Annotated in this window: 21 protein-coding genes; 13 read left to right on the top strand and 8 right to left on the bottom strand. The window is 55.3% G+C overall.

The genetic code is table 11. The features are described 5' to 3' along the window. The first annotated feature begins 218 nt into the window (after positions 1–218). Positions 219–968: a DNA repair protein RecO gene (recO, locus tag ACX5K5_RS08385; protein ID WP_188686008.1), complete on the top strand. Its 750-nt coding sequence runs from the start codon at positions 219–221 to the stop codon at positions 966–968. Beyond that, on the top strand, positions 965–1,771 hold the full coding sequence (locus ACX5K5_RS08380; RefSeq protein WP_096257721.1) for an isoprenyl transferase: 807 nt from the start codon (positions 965–967) through the stop codon (positions 1,769–1,771). Before recO ends, ACX5K5_RS08380 begins: the two co-directional genes overlap by 4 nt. Here the strand turns inward: ACX5K5_RS08380 and ACX5K5_RS08375 are convergent. Next, positions 1,768–2,805, bottom strand: a complete 1,038-nt coding sequence (locus ACX5K5_RS08375) for an alpha/beta hydrolase (RefSeq protein WP_459174283.1) — start codon at positions 2,803–2,805, stop codon at positions 1,768–1,770. The two genes, ACX5K5_RS08380 and ACX5K5_RS08375, sit on opposite strands and share 4 nt — an antisense overlap. 61 nt (positions 2,806–2,866) lie before the next feature. On the opposite strand from ACX5K5_RS08375, the gene ACX5K5_RS08370 reads away from it, so the two are divergent. Then, complete coding sequence (locus ACX5K5_RS08370) at positions 2,867–3,931, top strand: quinone-dependent dihydroorotate dehydrogenase (protein WP_459174282.1); 1,065 nt, start codon at positions 2,867–2,869, stop codon at positions 3,929–3,931. A gap of 362 nt (positions 3,932–4,293) precedes the next feature. On the opposite strand, the gene ACX5K5_RS08365 is transcribed toward ACX5K5_RS08370, so the two are convergent. Next, positions 4,294–4,887: a DUF3043 domain-containing protein gene (locus ACX5K5_RS08365; RefSeq protein WP_459174281.1), complete on the bottom strand. Its 594-nt coding sequence runs from the start codon at positions 4,885–4,887 to the stop codon at positions 4,294–4,296. A 69-nt stretch (positions 4,888–4,956) separates the two neighbouring features. On the opposite strand from ACX5K5_RS08365, the gene ACX5K5_RS08360 reads away from it, so the two are divergent. The 6 genes from ACX5K5_RS08360 to ACX5K5_RS08335 all read left to right on the top strand — a co-directional run bounded on the left by ACX5K5_RS08360 (position 4,957) and on the right by ACX5K5_RS08335 (position 10,974). After that, on the top strand, positions 4,957–6,366 hold the full coding sequence (locus tag ACX5K5_RS08360; RefSeq protein ID WP_459174280.1) for a dipeptidase: 1,410 nt from the start codon (positions 4,957–4,959) through the stop codon (positions 6,364–6,366). A gap of 134 nt (positions 6,367–6,500) precedes the next feature. Beyond that, on the top strand, positions 6,501–6,875 hold the full coding sequence (locus ACX5K5_RS08355) for a HesB/IscA family protein (protein ID WP_188685996.1): 375 nt from the start codon (positions 6,501–6,503) through the stop codon (positions 6,873–6,875). A gap of 213 nt (positions 6,876–7,088) precedes the next feature. Then, positions 7,089–7,979 carry an aa3-type cytochrome oxidase subunit II gene (gene ctaC / locus ACX5K5_RS08350; RefSeq protein WP_459174279.1) on the top strand — a complete coding sequence of 297 codons (891 nt, stop codon included), beginning with the start codon at positions 7,089–7,091 and terminating at the stop codon, positions 7,977–7,979. A gap of 5 nt (positions 7,980–7,984) precedes the next feature. Continuing rightward, positions 7,985–9,703: an aa3-type cytochrome oxidase subunit I gene (ctaD, locus tag ACX5K5_RS08345; RefSeq protein WP_459174278.1), complete on the top strand. Its 1,719-nt coding sequence runs from the start codon at positions 7,985–7,987 to the stop codon at positions 9,701–9,703. Positions 9,704–9,705: 2 nt separating this feature from the next. Further along, positions 9,706–10,107, top strand: coding sequence for a cytochrome c oxidase subunit 4 (locus ACX5K5_RS08340; RefSeq protein ID WP_105674155.1), 402 nt, complete (start codon positions 9,706–9,708; stop codon positions 10,105–10,107). Between the two features lie 84 nt (positions 10,108–10,191). Next, positions 10,192–10,974 (top strand): GntR family transcriptional regulator, encoded by a 783-nt coding sequence (locus ACX5K5_RS08335; RefSeq protein ID WP_459174277.1) that lies wholly within the window; start codon positions 10,192–10,194, stop codon positions 10,972–10,974. Between the two features lie 659 nt (positions 10,975–11,633). Here the strand turns inward: ACX5K5_RS08335 and qcrB are convergent. The 4 genes from qcrB to ctaE form a co-directional block, all read right to left on the bottom strand. Beyond that, positions 11,634–13,304, bottom strand: a complete 1,671-nt coding sequence (gene qcrB / locus ACX5K5_RS08330; protein ID WP_346059065.1) for a cytochrome bc1 complex cytochrome b subunit — start codon at positions 13,302–13,304, stop codon at positions 11,634–11,636. Between the two features lie 2 nt (positions 13,305–13,306). Continuing rightward, entirely contained in the window at positions 13,307–14,356 is a 1,050-nt protein-coding gene (gene qcrA / locus ACX5K5_RS08325) for a cytochrome bc1 complex Rieske iron-sulfur subunit (protein ID WP_096254028.1), read from the bottom strand. Positions 14,357–14,425: 69 nt separating this feature from the next. Then, positions 14,426–15,220 (bottom strand): cytochrome bc1 complex diheme cytochrome c subunit, encoded by a 795-nt coding sequence (gene qcrC, locus ACX5K5_RS08320; RefSeq protein ID WP_096254030.1) that lies wholly within the window; start codon positions 15,218–15,220, stop codon positions 14,426–14,428. Positions 15,221–15,295: 75 nt separating this feature from the next. After that, positions 15,296–15,934: an aa3-type cytochrome oxidase subunit III gene (gene ctaE, locus ACX5K5_RS08315; protein ID WP_170947700.1), complete on the bottom strand. Its 639-nt coding sequence runs from the start codon at positions 15,932–15,934 to the stop codon at positions 15,296–15,298. A 287-nt stretch (positions 15,935–16,221) separates the two neighbouring features. On the opposite strand from ctaE, the gene trpD reads away from it, so the two are divergent. Continuing rightward, a complete protein-coding gene (trpD, locus tag ACX5K5_RS08310; protein ID WP_459174276.1) occupies positions 16,222–17,289 on the top strand; it encodes an anthranilate phosphoribosyltransferase in 1,068 nt (355 codons plus the stop codon). A 76-nt stretch (positions 17,290–17,365) separates the two neighbouring features. On the opposite strand, the gene ACX5K5_RS08305 is transcribed toward trpD, so the two are convergent. Continuing rightward, entirely contained in the window at positions 17,366–17,647 is a 282-nt protein-coding gene (locus tag ACX5K5_RS08305) for an Lrp/AsnC family transcriptional regulator (protein ID WP_096254034.1), read from the bottom strand. A 164-nt stretch (positions 17,648–17,811) separates the two neighbouring features. On the opposite strand from ACX5K5_RS08305, the gene ACX5K5_RS08300 reads away from it, so the two are divergent. Beyond that, positions 17,812–18,405 carry a sigma factor-like helix-turn-helix DNA-binding protein gene (locus ACX5K5_RS08300; protein ID WP_096254035.1) on the top strand — a complete coding sequence of 198 codons (594 nt, stop codon included), beginning with the start codon at positions 17,812–17,814 and terminating at the stop codon, positions 18,403–18,405. 38 nt (positions 18,406–18,443) lie between these two features. After that, positions 18,444–18,953: a hypothetical protein gene (locus ACX5K5_RS08295; protein ID WP_443459498.1), complete on the top strand. Its 510-nt coding sequence runs from the start codon at positions 18,444–18,446 to the stop codon at positions 18,951–18,953. On the opposite strand, the gene ACX5K5_RS08290 is transcribed toward ACX5K5_RS08295, so the two are convergent. Continuing rightward, on the bottom strand, positions 18,930–19,316 hold the full coding sequence (locus ACX5K5_RS08290) for a DUF3054 domain-containing protein (protein ID WP_459174275.1): 387 nt from the start codon (positions 19,314–19,316) through the stop codon (positions 18,930–18,932). The two genes, ACX5K5_RS08295 and ACX5K5_RS08290, sit on opposite strands and share 24 nt — an antisense overlap. A gap of 198 nt (positions 19,317–19,514) precedes the next feature. Here ACX5K5_RS08290 and ACX5K5_RS08285 point away from each other — a divergent pair, with 198 nt between their 5' ends. Beyond that, the gene (locus ACX5K5_RS08285; RefSeq protein WP_346059068.1) at positions 19,515–20,447 is read left to right on the top strand and encodes an arsenic resistance protein; all 933 of its coding nucleotides are present in this window, start codon (positions 19,515–19,517) and stop codon (positions 20,445–20,447) included. The last annotated feature ends 19 nt before the right edge of the window (positions 20,448–20,466 follow it).

Here is a 20,466-nt window from a genome sequence, read left to right as displayed (position 1 = left end):
GTTCACCTCTGCGCTCGAGAACGATCAGGATGAGGAACAGACCGACAGCCGTCAAAAAGTTCCATGGGGTTGGTGACTGGCGAAGCCAACCATCCGGCACCTGGTTGCGTGCGAGAAATACCCGGCGTGGACTCTGACGTAGCCACTGGCAGCGCTGAGCGAAGGATCCACGGTGGTGAATTGCGATTTTTCCAGTTTCAAGTGGGAGAATTGAAGACGTGTCACGTTCCGGCTTTGCTTCACGCAGTTACCACACCCGTGGGTTAGTGCTGCGTACCCATAAACTGGGCGAAGCAGATCGCATCATCACCCTGATCACTCCCAAGGGACTGGTACGGGCGGTGGCCAAGGGCGTGCGCCGCACTTCATCGCGGCTCGGCGCCACCTTGGAACCATTTATGGAAGTTGACGCGCTGATCGTGATGGGGCGAAATCTTGATGTCGTCTCGCAGGCTCAGCTACGCCATCCTTATGGGCAACAGCTAGTGAGCGACTACACGAGTTATACGGTGGGTACGGCGATGGTTGAAATTGCCGAGAGACTGCTCGAAGCCGATGCGGATTCCACCGGCAAACAGTACTTGCTGCTTCATGGTGCTATCGCGCTGTTGTCAAAACATCGGGTTGATTCCGGAGCAGTCCTTGACTCCTACATTCTCCGGGCGCTTTCTATTGCTGGTTGGGCTCCGTCATTTACCGACTGTGTTAAGTGTGGGAAGCCTGGTCCGCACGAAGCTTTGCACGTCCAGTTGGGCGGAGTGGTGTGTGCCGACTGCCGGCCTCCGGGATCTTTGGCACCCCATCCGATTACCCTTGGTTACCTACAGGCGTTACTCACCGGCGACTGGGACTCGGTGGCTGAAGCCGGACCGCGAGCCAAAAAACAGGCAGCCGACATTGTTGCCAATTACCTGCAGTGGCACCTGGAGCGTGCCGTGAAATCGCTGAAACACGTGGAGAGAACATGAGCAAGCTTCGCCCGATTACCGGCCGACCTGGTCCAGCCAAGCCTTACCCGCACCCGGATAACCCGGTGATGCCCAGCATCCCCGCAGCCTTAGTGCCTGAGCATGTAGCGATCGTTATGGACGGCAACGGACGTTGGGCCAATCAGCGCGGATTGCCTCGCACCGAGGGGCACCGGGCCGGCGAAGCTGCGCTGCTGGATGTGATGGCCGGAGCGGTGGAGCTGGGAATCAAGCATGTCTCCGTCTACGCCTTCTCCACCGAGAACTGGAAACGAAGCCCCGAGGAAGTACGTTTTCTGATGGGATTCTCACGAGACGTGCTGCGGCGCCAGCGCGATACGCTCAACTCGTGGGGAGTGCGAATTCGCTGGTCTGGTCGCGAACCGCGATTGTGGAAGTCGGTGATTAACGAGCTGCGAGCCGCCGAAGAACTGACAAAAGATAATCTCGGCTGCCAGCTGACCATGTGTGTCAACTATGGTGGGCGAGCCGAAATTGGTGATGCGATGTCAGCGATCGCGGCAGATGTTGCCGCCGGCAGGTTGAAGGCTTCCTCGGTAGGAGAGAAGACTTTGGGCAAGTACCTCTACGCGCCGGAACTGCCAGATGTAGATCTTTTCTTGCGTACCAGCGGCGAGCAGCGTACGAGTAATTTCCTGCTGTGGCAGTCAGCGTACGCAGAAATGGTGTTCCTTGACCAGCTGTGGCCCGATGTAGACCGTACTACGCTGTTTACCGCCGTACAGCAGTATGCACAACGCGATCGCCGCTACGGCGGAGCCGTAGACAAGCCAAAGAGCTAGCGCTTGCGCTGGAACATCTTCAGCCACAATGTGAGATCTCGATAGGCCGCGGCCCTGGTTGGTTCTGCAGAGGTGAACACGTCGTGCATGGCCCCAGGGATTTGTGACAGAGTGACAAAACTGCCCAGTTTGATGGCCCGCAAGCGGGTCTGCTGCACATCGATCACGGAGTCAGAGTTCTGCATAATGGGGGAGTAGTTGGTACTCAGATGCGACGCATTTGAACTGAGCACCAGAATTGGTTGGGATAGATCCAAGCCTTTGGCGACGAGGGCGTGCCCATCGAGGATGGTTTTCATCCAGGCGGTAGTTGGCTGGAATGCGTAGCGCGGCCGCCACAGCCGGTGGATGTCCCACTCGCCGACTCCTTGATCACTCAATGAATGCCAGTAGTGATCGCGTTCGGGCAGCACGAGTTTGCGCCGCCCGTTATTACGACCAATAGCTTCCAGGATCCCGTGCATGGGAACGCGTAAAAATGCAGTTCCTTGGAATTCCAGCCAGGGGGCATTGAGCACTAAAGCTTGGACACGGGCTGCGGTACGAGCTAACCACAGGGTGAGGATCAGTCCGCCCTGGGAATGTCCTTGAGCGATGATCGGGAGATCTGGATGTGCTGCGCCGAGTAGCACCATGGAGGCGTCGAGCTCTTCGTCATACACTGCCAGGTCATCGACGTAACCTGGTATTTCATGCTCTGCGCGGAGGCTGCGCCCGTAACGACGTAGATCAAGCGCGTAGAAATGATAACCGCGAGCTTCCCAAAATTCTGCAAGCTCCCGGTTGTAGAAATAGTCGCTCCACCCATGCAGACTCAACACCACTCCGTTGTAGCGACGCGGCAGCAAGGTGCGCCAGCCCAGGGGCTTATAACGGACTAAGGTGCCGACGGCCGGGCCTTCATCATCAACACCGAAGTCCAAGGTCGTGTATTCGAATCCTTCACCTAATGGATCCGCGACCCATTGACCGGGTTCTGTGGTGTCGGTGAAATCCGGCCATTGCCCGCTGGATGAGTACGTTGAGCCCTTCATGTCTTGAAGCATACCGATCTCAAGTTGTCTGTTTGGGGATCTTCGCGGGAAACTATTAACCATGCGCATTTATCCTCTGGTCTTCAAGCATGTTTTCACCAAGATGGAACCTGAAAAGGCCCACTATTTTGCTTTTGACGCCATCAAGCTCGCGCAACGCGTGGGTTTGACCAAGGCAGTCCGAAAGTTTTTTGCCCCTGACCCCAAGCTTCGTCGTACCGTGATGGGGATTGATTTTCCTTCGCCGTTTGGTCTGGCGGCAGGGTTTGATAAAGGTGCCACCGGAATTTTGGCGCTCAGTGACATCGGGTTCGGACATGTGGAGATCGGTACCGTCACCGGTCAAGCCCAGCCGGGCAATGAGTTGCCTCGGCTATTCCGCTTGGTCGAAGACCGCGCAGTCATTAACCGCATGGGCTTTAACAATGAAGGCGCCGAAACCGTAGCCGCACGCGTTGCTACTGCACGCCAGCACCTGAAGGCCGACTACACCGGAACTCGCCCGGTAATCGGTGTGAATATTGGTAAAACCAAACTGGTTGAACTTGAAGATGCCATCGGCGACTACCTTGAATCGACCCGCCAGCTGGCAAACCATGCAGATTACCTAGTTGTTAATGTCTCCAGTCCCAACACCCCGGGCTTGCGGCTGTTGCAGAGTGTTGAGTCATTGCGTCCGCTGCTGCGTGAAGTGGGAGAGCTGGCCGATCAAGTCGCCGGACGTCACCTGCCATTGCTGGTGAAAATAGCTCCCGACTTGAGCGACGAAGATGTTGCCGATGTTGCGAAATTGGCAACCGAGCTCAATTTGGACGGAATTATTGCCACCAATACGACTATTACGCGCGACGGTCTAAGCAGTGACTCTGCACGAGTGGAAGAAATCGGTGCCGGTGGGCTCTCCGGAGCACCGCTAAAACGTCGTTCATTGCAGGTATTGCGCCAACTACGTGAGTTGGTTCCTGCCCAGATGACGTTGATTGCCGTTGGTGGCGTGGAAAATGCTGCCGACGTAAAGGCGCGCCTGGAGGCGGGCGCAGACTTGGTTCAGGGTTACACCGCCTTCCTCTATGAAGGTCCTTTTTGGGCTCGTGCGATTAATAAGGAACTTGCCCGCAGCCTGTAGGGCAGCACCGTGGAAATAAACGATCCCCTGAAACTTGGTTTCAGGGGATCAGTCGTTTAACCGGCTAATCGTTGCCGGGGGAGAAACAAAACGCCTAATGGACGCGGTGAGCCGATGTGGTGGGACGATCGTGGCACCAGATTAAATCCTTGTAGGCGCTGCATTGGACCTTGTATCTCGCATTACAAAGGAAGTCCGTACGTACAGGGAAGGCATCAAAACATAAATATTTTAAACCTTGTGAAGACAAATACAAATCTATAACATTGTGTAGAAGACTACTGGTTAATGCCCACTGCGTTTTCGAGCATTAAGAAGGGCGGACCCGCTGGGGTCCGCCCTAGAAGATTTGGACTGCGAGACTAGTCGATATTTGCGCCGCGCTTAACCTGCGGCTTAGGAAGACGTAGCTTGCGGAACTGCATTCCGCGCATTGCTGCATACATGCGTAGTCCTCGGTCCATCGACCCGAACTTGGCGACCAATCGACGCTTGAGCAGTATCGTGGTCACAATCAGTTCGATGATCACCAGAGCGATAACGACCCAGAGTGCACCCTGGACGTACATTTGCACGCTGAGATTCTGGTTGAAAGTCAGTGACAAGATCAAGAAAGCGAAGATCACGAACATCATGAATTCACTGAACATCCAGCGGGAATCGATGAAGTTGCGGGCATAACGCTTCTGCGCGCCCTGATCACGTGGCATGAGGTAGCGCTCGTCGCCAGTTTCGTTAGCGATACGCAAACGATTCTGCGCTTCGATACGACGCTGGCGATCGGCTTCTTTCGCGGCCTTGCGATCGGTGGGCACCAGCGGACGCTGGCGGCTAGCCTGCTGTGCGCTGCGCTTCGGGGTCGGTCCGGTCTTGCGGCCGTCCGTTGTTTCAGGAGCCGAGTCTGCCGGCTCTACATTTGCGGGGGATTGAGAGTCATCTTTTTTACGTCCAAACACGCCCCTATCCTACCGGGTTGTTGGCTACCTAGTGACATTGGCAACCGCGGTCATTGCTAGGCTGAATGCATGACAATCAATTCTCCAGTCGACAGCTCAAACCATGGCGTCGATGTTACTGCCCTAAAAAGTCATGTCGAGAAGAACTTTGAGAAGATCCTCGAAGAGCTCAGCTCACTGGTCGCCATTCCCGGCGTTGCTTGGGAATCATTTGATCCAGCGAACCTTGAACGGAGCGCCGAAGCCGTAGCCGCTCTCGCCCGCGATGCTGGCATGGACACCGTCGAAATTCTGCGTGAAGCAGACGATAACGGCATCATGGGAGCCCCCGCGGTAGTTGCCCGCCGCAAGGCCGCCCCCGGCAAGCCAACGATTCTGCTCTATGCACATCACGACGTGCAGCCTCCGGGAAATGACGAAGACTGGAACACTCCAGCATTTGAAGCAACCCGCGTAGGGGAGCGGCTCTATGGTCGTGGCGCCGCAGATGACAAGGCCGGCATCATGGTTCATATTGCGTCGTTGCGCGCGGTGCTGGAGTCCGTGGCGGACTTCGGCGTGGGCGTCAGCTACTTCTTCGAAGGCGAGGAGGAAGCTGGCTCACCATCCTTCCGGAACTTCCTCGAGGCGCATCAGGAAAAGCTCGCAGCCGACGTGATCATCGTGGCCGATTCATCGAACTGGGCGGTGGGGACCCCCGCGCTGACAAGTTCGCTTCGCGGCATGGCTGCCGCAGAAATCACCGTCCGCTCCCTGGGGCACGCAGTGCACTCGGGCATGTTTGGTGGCCCGGTGCTCGACGCTCCGATCCTTGCGGCAAAACTCATCGCTTCCTTCCATGACGAAAACGGTTCCGTCGCTGTATCAGGTCTCGTGGCCAACGACAGCGCCGAAGTCGACTTCGATGAGGCCGAATTCCGCCGCGATAGTTCCGTGCTTGACTCGGTGCAACTGGCAGGCACCGGAAAGATCACCGACCGTTTATGGAATAAACCAGCGCTGAGCGTCATTGGAATGGATATGCCTAGTGTTGATCGCTCGTCAAATACCTTAATTCCGCAGATGCGCTTTAAGGTGTCAATGCGATTGGCGCCAGGACAAGAGCCGCAACAGGCACTGGCTGCGTTGGAAGCACACGTGAAGTCGGTGGATCTGCGCGGTGCCGAGGTCCAGTTTGTCGCCACCGAAGGCGGAAACGCCTACCAAGCAGATCTTGAAGCTTCGGCGAACGACACTGCACGCTGGGCACTCGAGCAGTCGTGGGGAGTAGAGCCGGTCAGCATGGGGCTGGGAGGATCCATTCCTTTTATCGCCGACCTACTCGACGTATTTCCACAGGCGCAAATATTGGTCACCGGCGTGGAAGATCCTGATTCGAGAGCGCACTCGGCTAACGAGTCGCTTCATATTGGGGACTTCCAGAAAGCAATTGTTGCCGAAGCATTGCTTTTGGCACGGATTAACTCGACGGGACTATGAACCGCGTCATATGACGAGAAGATCAAAGAGCATTTTTGATCCTCGCGACGTAGTATTGAATCAAGAAAAGATGCCGTTTAGCCCGATGCACTTCGGGATGAGGGCGTCACATCAAACAGTATGGGAGGAAAATCATGACTGTAGCCGTTGACCAGACCGCGGGTGACTCTACCGAGGTGCCAACCCACGAGGTGGCAATTTCCGACGTAGCTGCGCAGAAGGTACGTTCACTTCTTGAGCAGGAAGGCCGCGATGACCTTCGTTTGCGTATCGCCGTTCAGCCCGGTGGCTGCTCTGGCCTGATTTACCAGCTCTACTTCGATGAGCGCATGCTTGAAGGCGATCACGTACGCGATTTTGATGGCGTAGAAGTGGTTGTCGACAAGATGAGCGTGCCGTACCTGTCTGGCGCTTCGATCGATTTCGAAGACACGATTTCCAAGCAGGGGTTCACCATTGACAACCCTGCCGCATCCGGATCTTGTGCCTGTGGAGATTCCTTCCACTAGGCCACAAGGAACTAACGCCGCTGTTTAAACGTTGAAGAAATTTCTCGTTCAAACAGCGGCGTTTTTCGGTATTCCGGGGTCTAAGAGGGTAAGCTCTACAGAGAGTAGTAAAACTATGTTTCCCTTCGTGAGCCACCTCACCGTGCAACTCGTTTAACCGCGAGGTGACTTATGAAGACCACATTCTGCACCAACAAAGAGGAAGGGCCGTCTGTGAGTTCGCAATACCGAACCGGCAGTCGCGGATCTGCCAAAGCTAAAGTTATTGCTTTGGTCGGCGCCGGCGCATTGCTGCTGACGGGATGTACAGCGGAGGCTAAACGCGGGTGGCTCCCTAACGTGGAGCGCGACACCACGAACCACACTGGAGCAATCCAGGATCTATGGGTTCACTCCTGGATCGCCGTGATCATTATCGGTGTGATGACTTGGGGCCTGATGCTTTGGTGCGTCGTGGCTTACCGTCGTCGCAAGACCGATACCGGCTACCCGCGTCAGCTCAGCTACAACCTGCCATTGGAGATCTTCTACACGGCCATTCCTTTGGTCCTTGTTTTGGTCTTCTTTAGCTTCAATAACACCGTTGAGAAGTCAATCAACGCACCTGTAGATTCCGAGGTCGTCGTTGACGTCCGCGCGAAGCAGTGGTCGTGGGACTTCAACTACAACTACGAGGGCCAGAAGAAGTACTTCGCTGGCGAACAGGCTCACCTGAACACGGATGGCTCGGCAGGCGTTGAAGAAACCTTGCCTACCCTGTACCTACCTGCAGGTAAGTCGGTAACTCTCGAGCTCAACAGCCGCGACGTTATCCACTCGTTCTGGGTTCCAGCATTCCTTCAGAAGCTGGATATGATCCCGGGAAAGACCAACTACATTTACCTGACTCCACAGGTTGAAGGTACCTACGCTGGTAAGTGCGCCGAGCTTTGCGGCGAGTACCACTCGGAAATGCTCTTCAACGTCAAGGTCGTCAACGACGCCGAGTTCAAGGCCCAACTTGCCAAGATGGAAGATGGCCACATTGGCGAAGAATACGACCGCCAGCCCAACAAGGTTAACTCCGTTGTTGTGGAGCACGGCCATGAAGAGGGAGGAAAGTAGTCACTATGACAACGTTTGAATACGCTACCGACGACGTCAAGTCGATTGCCCCATCTGTCGTGCCGAGGTCAAAGGGTCGTATCTTCGTCGACTACATCACGACGACTGACCACAAGAAGATCGGGTACATGTACCTGATCACCTCGTTCATCATGTTCTGCATCGGTGGCGTCATGGCGTTGCTGATCCGTGCTGAGCTGTTCGAACCTGGCATGCAGATCCTGCAGACCAAGGAACAGTACAACCAGCTATTCACGATGCACGGCACCGTCATGCTTCTGATGTTCGCAACTCCGCTCTTCGCGGGTTTCGCCAACGTCATGATGCCTCTGCAAATCGGTTCCCCAGATGTGTCCTTCCCACGTCTAAACGCGTTGGCCTTCTGGTTCTTCTCCCTGGGTTCGACCATTGCACTCGCTGGCTACCTCACCCCTCAGGGTGCTGCTAGCTTCGGTTGGTTCGCTTACGCGCCACTGTCGAACACCACCTTCTCGCCGGGCGTCGGCGGAGACCTCTGGGTCTTCGGTCTTGCTCTGTCGGGCTTCGGTACCATTCTTGGCGCCGTCAACTTCATCACCACGATCATCTGCTTGCGCGCACCTGGCATGACCATGTGGCGTATGCCGATCTTCACCTGGAACATCTTGATCACCTCGATCTTGGTTCTCATGGCTTTCCCACCGCTAGCAGCTGCGCTGTTCGCACTGGGTGCCGACCGACGCTTCGGGGCGCACATATTCGACCCGGACAATGGCGGTGCGGTCCTGTGGCAGCACCTGTTCTGGTTCTTCGGTCACCCTGAGGTCTACATCATTGCGCTACCGTTCTTCGGTATTGTCTCTGAGATCTTCCCGGTCTTCAGCCGCAAGCCAATCTTCGGCTACAAGGGTCTGGTCTTCGCGACCATCTCCATTGCTGCGCTTTCGGTTTCCGTTTGGGCTCACCACATGTACGTGACCGGCTCGGTAATGCTGCCATTCTTCGGCTTCATGACGATGCTGATCGCGGTGCCAACAGGTGTGAAGTTCTTCAACTGGATCGGTACTCTGTGGCGAGGTTCGATTACTTTCGAAACCCCAATGCTGTGGAGCATCGGCTTCATGATCACCTTCCTGTTCGGTGGCCTGACCGGTATTATCCTGTCGGCTCCGTCGCTTGACTTCCACGTTTCGGATACCTACTTCGTGGTTGCTCACTTCCACTACGTGGTCTTCGGTACCGTGGTGTTCGCCATGTTCGCCGGATTCTACTTCTGGTGGCCAAAGTGGACCGGCAAGATGCTCAACGAGCGTTTGGGCAAGATCCACTTCTGGCTGCTGTTCATCGGCTTCCACGGAACCTTCCTCATCCAGCACTGGTTGGGCGTTATGGGTATGCCACGTCGTTACGCTGACTACATGCCTGAAGATGGCTTCACCGAGATGAACCAGGTTTCCACCGTGTTCGCCTTCATCTTGGGTATGTCGATGATTCCGTTCTTCTGGAACGTTTGGGTTACTCACCGCAATGGCAAGATGGTTGAAGTTGATGATCCATGGGGCTTCGGTGCATCGCTGGAGTGGGCAACTTCTTGCCCACCACCACGTCACAACTTCCACTCGATTCCACGTATCCGTTCCGAGCGCCCAGCGCTTGATCTGCACCACCCAGAACTGAGTGGCCGTGCTACTCCTACTGCTGGTGCCGCAAAGATCTTCGGACCGGCTGACCAGAAGGACCTGTAAAGATGAAAGTTGAATCCTGGATCTTCCTGGGTGGAATCTTCTTCTTCACCCCTATCGCGGTCGTCTACGGTTACATGACTAACTGGGATGAATGGGTTGGCCTGCTAGCACTGCTCATGCTGGTTGGCTTGTCCGCCATGGTTGGCGGCTACCTGTACTTCACCGCAAAACGTGTTGGCCCTCGTCCAGAGGATCGCATTGACGGTGAAATCCACGAGAGTGCCGGCGATGTCGGACTGTTCGCACCGTGGAGCTGGTGGCCACTGGTTCTTGCCAGTGCCGCAGCAATCGGCTTCCTTGGCTTAGCCCTTGGATGGTGGGTTATGTTCATCGGTGTGGGACTGTGCGTAATCGGTCTTGTTGGCTGGGTTTACGAATACAGCCGCGGCGATCACGCTCACTAAGTAGTTCTCCTAGCGGGGTGACAAGTTTTCACTTGTCACCCCGCTAGCATTTTAACTAGCACTTCCGTGTTCAAGGAGACCAACATGCGCTACTCACCGACACCACCGGTCACCGGCACGATCGATGCCCAAAGCAAGACCAGCAAGTACCGGCAGATCCGTCACATCCTCAAAACGCACGCCCGTGAAGCTTGCAAGCCTGGATACAAACTCCCGCCAGAACGCGAACTAGCCACGCACTTCGGAGTGGCTCGGAAAACTATCCGGCAGGCCATTGACGCCTTGGTAGACGAGCAGGTACTGAAGCGCGTGGTGGGCATTGGCACGTTCGTCGTTCCAGAAAAAATGGACCTGCGTGTTCGTCTGCACTCCTATTCCGAAGACATGATGCGCCGCGGCATGGTTCCGGACGCTCGAGTCCTCGAATTCGACGAGGTCAAAGCTTCGCCCTACCTCAGCGCCCAACTCATGGTCGAAGAGGGAGCTGGAGTAGTCCGCTTCAAGCGCTTGCTACTGGCCGACGGCACACCTATGAGCCTGGATGAAAACTACATGCCTGCGGACCTGGTACCCGGCTTCGTTGACGGACCGCCACCGTCCAAGCTTTACCAGGCGCTCCACGAGCGTTACAGCATCCTGCTTGAATGGGGTGAAGACCAGGTTGAAAGTACAGCCGCCAGCAGTGCACAAGCTCTACTGCTGGGTGTTGAGCAGGGGTTTCCGCTCCTGCAGATCACTCGCTATGCGTACATCGGCGAACGCCTGGCCGACTACTCGGTCTCGCTGTACCGCTCGGATCGCTACAAGCTCTTTGTACCGCTTCAACGGCTCGGAACACGCACTCCACGCTATACAGACAATTTCTAGCCTTAGAAGCGATCCTGTCGTGTGCCAGTGATGCCAGCGCCCGCGATCAGGGGACAGCAGTAATGGAGATTGGTTCCTGACCGTTTACACCGTGCCATCGGGTGCTCCGCCTGTAGCCCGGCCCGTGCTCAGGCCCAACATGACACAGAAGGCTATGTGATTGGCACGGGAAGCCAGCTGCGAAGCGGATACTGCTGGGCAAACCGAGACCAGCGACCTAATCCCAAGTGGGACCGGCTTCTGAGTTTGCCGCCCAGTTGCTGGCGTCTTGCTGAAGCGTAAAGACCGTGCTCAGTGGCGTCCGCCCAGGGCGGATGAACAATCGCACGGAACTGAATCCGTCCAGGTTCCTGTCCAGGCCACCGCGGGTTTCTCCTGGAACATGCAGTCTCAGCAAATTCCGCACCGATACACCGTTGATTTTCCGTCAACGCTTGCGATTGTCTCTGCGGTCATCTTGAAGAACGCCTGGACGCGGTGCCGCACGGGCTGGCACAGAGCGGGATGTGAGCGTGGTGGAGTCTTGCTCACTGCAGGTGCTAACTTTCTTGGCAACGCTATAGAACCGAGGGGGAGCAGCTGGCATGAAGCCTGCTTAACCCAGAAGAGGGACACACCAGTAGGTGTGTCCCTCTTTCTGTGACTAATGCGAGTCGAGGTTACTTCTCGATCGAGTCTTGCTTTTCACCTTCGACCTCATGGTGGCCGTGGGCTGCGTGTGCAGCTTCGAGCTCCGATGGGGTCACTGGGGCAACGCGATCCTCGAAGAAGAACTTCGACAATGCTGCGCGACGCTTCTCCGAACCGGAGACGTGTCCTGCAGCATCCGGCTGAGCCGGGATGTACTTGTTGTCGTTGTAGCTGGTGAGCAAGAAGCGCTTGTACACGTCAACTTCCTCGTGCTTCTCCGAGAAGCCACCTTCAGGCGACATCTGGATAATGCCAGCTTCACGGCCGTGCAGCACGATCTCGCGATCCTTACGCTGCAACGACAAGCAAATACGGCGGGTAATCCAGAAAGCGAAGATCGGGCCCAGGAAGAAGAGTGTGCGCAGCCAGTAGGTTACGTCATTCAATGACACATGGAAGTGGGTCGCCATCAAGTCCGAGGAGGCAGCTGCCCACATGACGCAGTAGAAGACGACACCAGCAGCACCCATTGCGGTACGGAATGGAGCGTTACGCGGGCGGTCCAGCAAGTGGTGCTCGCGGTTATCCTTGGTTACCCAACGCTCGATCCATGGCCATGCGAACATCACCATGAACAGCACGCCGGCAGGAACCAAGGCAGGAAGCAGAACGCTCAACACCAAGGTGTTATCGCCCCATGGGAACGGGATGATCCATTCGAAGCTGAAGTTACCAAGGTAACCAGGCATCAAACGCAACGCGCCATCAACGAATCCGATGTACCAGTCCGGCTGGGTACCAGCAGAAACAGGTGATGGATCGTATGGACCGTAGTTCCAGATCGGGTTGATCTGGAAGAGACCCGAAATGAACGCCACGATACCGAAGACGATGAAGAAGAATCCACCGGCCTTCGCTGCGTACACCGGACCAACAGGGAAGCCAACAACGTTGTCGTTGGTGCGGCCTGGGCCAGGGTACTGGGTGTGCTTATGAGTCACAACCATGAACAAGTGGATGACCAGCAGCAAGATGATGACCGCCGGAACGATCATGATGTGCAACGAGTACAGGCGAGGAATGACGTGAACGCCAGGGAACTCGCCACCGAAGAAGAACATCGACAGGTAAGTGCCAACGATCGGCAGAGCCTTCATCACGCCGTCGATAATGCGCAGACCGTTACCGGAAAGCAGATCATCGGGCAGTGAGTAGCCGGTGAAACCAGCAGCCAGACCCATGATCAGCAGCACGCCGCCGACAACCCAGTTCAGTTCACGTGGGCGGCGGAAAGCGCCGGTGAAGAACACGCGCAGCATGTGCACGGACAGCGATGCTACGAAGAGCAGTGCCGACCAGTGGTGCACCTGGCGCATGAACAAACCGCCACGGACATCAAAGGAGATGTCCATGGTCGAAGCCATAGCCGCTGACATGCCGATGCCCTTCAACGGGACGTAAGAACCGTTGTAGGTGATGTGGGTCATCGAAGGATCGAAGAAGAAAGTCAAGAAAGTACCGGAGAGCAGCAGCAGTACGAAGGTGTACAGCGCTACTTCACCGAACATGAATGACCAGTGGTCAGGGAAGATCTTACGACCAAATTCCTTGACCATGCCCGAGGCACCGACGCGGGAGTCTACGAAGTTCGCAAGACGACCGGTAGTGGTTGACGGGGTGTATTCATTCGTTGTTGCCATGATTATCCACGCTCCCAGTAGCTTGGGCCTACAGGTTCGTGGAAGTCGCTCTGTGCTACGAGGTAGCCGTCAGCGTCCACGGTAATAGGCAACTGTGGAAGTGCGTGACCTGCCGGGCCGAAGATAACCTTGCACTCATTGGCGAGGTCGAAGGTCGACTGGTGGCATGGGCACAGCAGGTGGTGGGTGTGCTGCTCGTACAAGGCGATCGGGCAACCCACGTGGGTGCAGATCTTCGAGTAAGCAACAATGCCATCTACGTGCCAGTCTTCGCGGCCCTCGGAAATGTTCATTTCCCGTGGGTCCATGCGCATGAGCAGTACAACTGCCTTAGCCTTTTCGTTCAGCATGTTCTCTGCATTTTCCAGACCCTCAGGGATCACGTGGAAAGCGGAGCCAAGCTGGACGTCCGAGGCCTTGATCGGGGTACCCGATGGGTCACGAGTCAGACGAACGCCGGTGTCCCACAAAGTGTGACGCATCTGCTCGATCATCTGATGTGCGGTCTTACCGGTGCGGTCAAGGTCGCGGAACATGAAGATTGCTGGGATCGGTGCCAAAGCGATGGCACCAATCAAAGTGTTGCGGATCAGCGGACGGCGCTTGATACCGGTTTCTTCGATCACGGTGTCGATGATATCGACTGCATCCTGGCGATCTTTTTCGGAGCTGATTTCGTGACGTTGTTCAACGAGTTCATGGTCCGGCATCAGAGTCTTAGCCCAGTGAACGATACCCACACCAATGCCGAGCATCGCGAATGCGGTGCCTAAGCCCAGTGCAGCGTTCTGCACACGCAGTTCTGCGAAGGTCATTTCGCCCAGGTGACCCAGGACGAAGTAAGCCACGAAGAAGAACAGCGTGCCAATGATGGAGATGGTAAATAGCAGCGCAACTTGGCGCTCGTGTCGCTTGGCTGCGCGCGGATCGCGATCTGCGAGACGCGGACGATGTGGGGGGAGTCCTGGATCCGGGAACCGGTCCTGAGCTACATCGTCAGCCTTAGCAACGGTGCCCGATTCTTCGGGACTGCCGTGACTATGGTCGCCCATGTTTCTCTCTCATCCTTCTGTTAGGAATTTATGTACGTAGTGATGTTTGCGGTTTTCACCGCGAAAGCCTTAGGAAGGACGCGAGGTCAACCAAATGGTGAAGGCGATAATGATGCCCAAACCGGCGGTCCAAACGAAGAGACCTTCAGCCACTGGGCCAAGGTTTCCAAGAGCAGCGCCACCGGCAGAACCATTAGCTTCAATGGTCTTCAAGAAGGTGATCACATCACGCTTCTCATCGGGGGTGATGTTCGAGTCGTTGAACACTGGCATGTTCTGCGGACCGGTAGCCATCGCTTCGTAAATGTGCTTCTCTGAGACGCCTGCTAGCGTCGGAGCAAACTTACCGCGGGTCAACGCGCCACCACCGGCAGCGGCGTTGTGGCACATTGCGCAGTTCACTCGGAATACGGTGCCACCGTGGGCGGCGTCGCCCTTAGTGGTATCCAGCGCATCTTCGTCTGGAATTGCTGGACCTGCACCGAGGCTCGCAACGTAGGCCGACAGCTGGGAGATCTGCTCATCGTCAAACTGTACTGGCTTAGCCTGAGCCTGTGGCCCCTGCATCTGCATCGGCATACGGCCGGTGCCTACCTGGAAGTCAACTGATGCTGCGCCGACGCCGATCAACGATGGGCCGTCTGCGGAGCCTTCGGCGCTCATGCCGTGGCAGGTCGCACAGTTGGCTACGAAAAGCTTCTGGCCTTCCTCTACATCGGAAACCGATGCAGAAGTGGTATCCGCTGCCTTCGCTTCGCTTACGCTGCCTGCTGCAGTGTAGAGACTGCCGGTGACCAGCAATCCGAACAACAGCAGGGCCACAGCGGCGAGCGGGTGGCGGCGCTTTTTCGAAAGAGCCTTCACTTGCTGGTTCCTCACTTAGTTTCTTGGTGTGGTGTTGCCATACTTCCGTGGAGGCAACTGATGGATATTAGTTACCTATTTTAGGAAGTAGATGATCGCAAACAGCGCGATCCACACTACGTCAACGAAGTGCCAGTAATAAGACACAACGATGGCGCCGGTCGCTTCAAAGTGACCAAACTTCTTAGCCAACATTGCTCTACCTATGATCAGCAAGAATGCGATCAGGCCACCGAGCACGTGAATGCCGTGGAAGCCAGTAGTGATGTAGAACGATGAAGCGTACGAGTTCGAGTTCATTGCAACGCCTTCGCTCACGAGCACGGCGTATTCATAGGCCTGAACAGAGACGAAGATCGAGCCAAGAATGAAGGTAACGATGAACCATTCGATCATTCCCCATTCCTTGAACTTAAAAAGTCCGCCGGAACGGCGAGGCTTGAACTCTTCGGCTTTGAACACGCCAATCTGGCAGGAGAACGAGCTGGACACCAGAATCAAGGTGTTAACCAGCGCGAACGGTACGTTCAGCTTTGAAGTTTCGGTCGCCCAAAGCTCGGGCGCGGCAGCCCGGAGGCTGAAATACATGGCGAAGAGGGCGGCGAAGAACATGAGCTCGCTGGAGAGCCACACCATCGTTCCCACCGACACCATGTTTGGGCGGTTCGGCGCATGTGGCGCCGTCGTATTTGGGGCATGAGTCGCAGTTGTCACACTGTCATTATGTCTCTAAATAGGCCTCAGATACCAATGCAAACCATGGTTCTTTAGGGTTTGGTACGCCACATTATGAGAACAACCGCGGAAACATGCGGAAGTAGCCGAGAAACTCTTTCTACAATTTGTAGAGGTTGAGTCGGCGCGCCGCACGAAACAATCGCTTAAGCAACACAAATGTTGCCTAATTGAGGTCTTTTTTGACCCAAAAATAGTCTTTTGACCGCGCATCACGTGACGACATGAACTAGCAGTGAGGGGGAGCCGTGGATAGGCTTATATACGTGTCAACGAGCCTTGCAAATGAAAAGTTCCCAACGTGGCCAGATCTTTTGGCCTCCCTAATTAGCGGCCAGAATCTGAGCCGTGAAGATGCCGCCTGGGCCATGAATCAGATCATGACCGGTGAAGCCAGCGATGTGCAGATCGCCGGCTTCCTTGTAGCGCTGCGCGCCAAGGGGGAGACGGTGGCAGAGCTTACCGGCCTTGTTGACTCCATGGTGGGCAATGCGCGCGAACTTATCATCGACGCACAAACGTTAGACATTGTGGGAACTGGTGGCGATCGACAGAACACCGTAAACATCTCCACCATGTCTACCTTGGTATGTGCCGGCGCCGGCGTTAAGATCGTGAAACATGGAAATCGGGCCTCATCCTCGTCTTCCGGTTCTGCAGATGTCCTGGAAGCCTTAGGGGTTCATCTGGACGTACCAATCGAGCGCCTTGTAGAGGTCTACGAAAAGGTCGGCATTGCCTTTTGCTTTGCCAATATCTTCCACCCCTCTATGCGCCATGTGGCCGGAGCCCGTCGAGGACTGCGCGTTCCAACGGCCTTTAACTTCATGGGCCCGCTGACCAATCCGGCACTTCCTAGCGCGTCGGCAATTGGTTGCTCGGATCTGCGGATGGCACCGATTATGGCCGGCGTGCTAGCCAGCCGAGGCGTGCGTGGCCTGGTATTCCGAGGAAATGACGGACTTGATGAAATGACCACCACCGCACCGAATATGGTCTGGGAGGTGCGAGACGGAAAAGTTGAGGAATTTACTTTTGACGCTCAGGAAGTAGGCATTACCCGAGCTACGCTAGATGATTTGCGTGGGGCCGATGCTGCCTACAACGCCAGCGTCGTCCGAGACATCGTCTCCGGAGCCAAAGGTCCGGTGCGTGACGCGGTGGTGCTCAATTCGGCGGCTGGAATGGTCGCATTTGATCAAGATGCCCGGGGCGGCTTTGTCGAAAGGATGCGAGCAGCAATGCGTCGCGCCGAAGAATCCTTGGATTCCGGCGCCGCAGCCAAGGTTTTAGATGCATGGTCTTCGACGACCTCATCGATTGCAGGAAAGTAGCCTCGTTATACAACTAAGGGAGCTTGTCTAAGGTGAATAATCACCTAGACAAGCTCCCTTAGTTGTACTCTGAGCGCTAGTCGTCCAAGCCCAGCGAAAAGGCAGCTTCTAAGTCGTGAGCCGAATAGGCGCGAAATGCAATGTGAGTCTGAGTCTGGCGAATACCAGGAATTTTCGATAGACGATTGGCGATAACTTCGGCCAGGTCTTCGTGCTTGTGGACCCGAGCCACAGCGATCAAATCCCAGTCTCCGGCAACAGAGTAAACCTCGCTGATTCCTTCGATTTCTGAAATCTGCTGCGCCGACTCAGGAATACTGTCGGTTGCCGTCTGAATCATGACGAATGCGGTGACCATGAAAGCCTCTCAACGTTGAATAGTTCCCCCATGTACAGGGATTGCTTCACTAAATAACTGTAGTGCACCCGGAGTCTGACTCCCACGCGTAAGACGAAGATCGTCAGTGCTTTAAACAGAACTTAAAGTTTGTTTAACTCAGTACAATGCTTTAGGGTTGTATCATGATCGTTTTGACAATCGACCAACGACGCTCTCGTCAGGGAGAAGACAAAGTCGAGGCGCTGATTAATCAGGCCAATAATACAGTGACGCACGTGCGCCCATTTCAGCGTACAGCTGGCGACGAAGTGCAGGCAGTATTTGACGACGCCATGGAGGCCATCCATCTTGCTGTCATGATGGCCGCCTCGGGAGACTGGAGTGTAGGTCTCGGATACGGGGAAGTGGAGCTTCCCCTGCCGAAGGAAACCCGTGCCGGTCGTGGGCCCGCGTTCGTTTTTGCACGCGAAGCGGTAGAACGGGCAAAAAACACTAACGCTCATCTGTCGGTAGCAGGACCCACCGAAGAAGCCAGTCGTTTAGAAGCAGAGCTACAGCTCACCGCTTGCATCGTTTCCAAGCGCCGTGCCACGGCTTGGGAGGCCGGAACGCTCGCTGACCAAGGGCTTACTCAGCAGCAAATTGCCACGCGTCTTGGTATCACGCAACAAGCGGTGTCATCTAGGCTCTCAGCAGCCCTCTGGTTTGAAGCTAATCGGATGATGGAAGAGGCCACTAAGTCTCTTTCCAAGCAATTACGTAAATTGGGGGAGTGAACTTGGTTTGGACGGCGTGGTCGCTACTAGTATTCGCGGTGCTTATTTCTGGCTCCGCAATTTTCCTCGCTGGATCGAACGGTAGTAGGGCGAAAGTTCGTAATCTTCTCACCATTGGTGCCGGTTTAGTTTCCTTGGGGGCGTTGATCCTTGGCCTACTAGCCAAGTCCTCAGACCTACCGCCTGCAGTTCCCGACGTATTGATCATCGCTGTGAGCGTACTCTTTGCGGTGAGTTTCGGTGGTCCACTGACCGAATTGATCTTCCACCTGGCATGGCGCCATGATCAAAGGCAGGATCGACAAAAGACCGACCCATCACCACTCCGTGGTGGCTTATGGATCGGTCTGCTAGAGCGAACGGCTATCGTTGCGACACTTTGGGCTGATTGGCCCGAGGGTATCGCAGTAGTGCTCGCGGTGAAGGGGCTAGGTCGTTTTTCGGAACTGAAAAACCATCAGGCAGCCGAGCAGTTTATCCTCGGCACCTTCGCTAGTTGCCTTATTGCTGCCGGCGGATACGGACTAGGCGTTTTGTTGCTTCGCTGATCGTTTGGAAAGCAACGAGCCGATCAATCTGCGACCTAAAAGGAACACGCCTAGGACGAGGATCGTGACGATGACAAATGCAATGGCTGCAGTTGAACCCATCGCAATTCTTAGCGCCATTCCCACGGCTACGGTTCCGAGCCAAACGAGTAAACCTGTAGGCCAGACCCGGTTGATCGTCAGCCATGGTCGAGATATCAAAGTCATCACTATGTAGGCGGCCAAGAACGGAACAGCCGTTTCGAAAATGCCGCCGATATCTAATGCATGTTCGTGTTCACGCCGGCCTAAGATGGCAAAGAGAATGATCAGTGCGAGGTCAATAACGGTCCAGAGCGGCCAATTGCGAATACGTTCTTTCATGTCTCCATCATATGTACCACGATCCTCTGCGATCCTATTCAGCCGGCAAGTGTATGTTGAATCACTTACTGAGTTGACGTGCCAAGGTTCGAGACCGCTCGTATCGAACTGGCCTCCATTAGCATTAGCTACATGAGAATTTGGCCAGGGGCGTCCTGGATGCAACGACATCAGATTGTTCTGTACCTGATCGCCATCGTGTTCGGCGCAGTTCTTGGGCTCCAGGTCTCCAGTGTTCGGCCATCGCTCGAAGCCTCAATCAATCCGTTTCTTGGCCTCCTGCTTTACGCAACGTTCTTAAGTTTGCCGCTGACAAAACTACTCGTATCGTTCCGCGATCTGAGATTTATGGCGGTCCTGGGTTTGGTCAATTTTGTCCTGGTACCCGCCATCGTTTTTATATTGACAAGGTTCATCGCCGATGATCAGGCCTTGCTCTACGGTGTGCTCTTAGTATTGCTAGCGCCGTGCATCGATTACGTGATTGTGTTTGCAGGAATTGCTGGGGGAGATAGTACAAGGTTATTGGCGGCTACACCGCTTCTCTTGTTATTACAGGTTCTTCTAGTCCCTGCCTACATGTTCCTTATAGCGGGTTCCGATACCCTGGCATTGATTGACCCGAAACCCTTTTTGCGCGCTCTACTCGGGCTGATTGTGGTCCCGTTTATCGCCGCATTCTTAACGCAGCTGTTAATGAAGAGGTTTGCATTCGCCGTCAGAATCGGCTCGTGGGCTGATTATCTGATGGTGCCTTTGATGATGGGTACGTTACTTAGCGTGGTTGGTTCCCAGATCAATGCCGTAGCAAGCCAGTTTCAAAACCTGGCTACGGCCATCGCGCTCTTCGTCGTATTTGTGGCCGTTATGGCAGCAATATCAACCGCGGTTGGAAAACTGTTTCATTTGGAAACCGCCCCGCTGCGTGCGGTGACTTTTAGCGGGGTGACCAGAAATTCCTTGGTTGTCCTGCCACTTGCGCTGGCGCTGCCACCAGAGCTTTCACTGGCTTCCGCGGTAGTGGTATCACAAACCTTAGTTGAGTTAGTTGGCATGCTGGTCTTGATCCAGCTAGTCCCCAGATTCGTCACCGCTAAAAGCGGCATAAATGATCACAAAGGTTTGATTTGATAGGTACTCAGCATCAACG

This window comes from Glutamicibacter bergerei (genome assembly GCF_054495185.1).
Note: the sequence above shows the minus strand (reverse complement) of the source record. Positions and strands in the feature narration are given on the sequence as shown.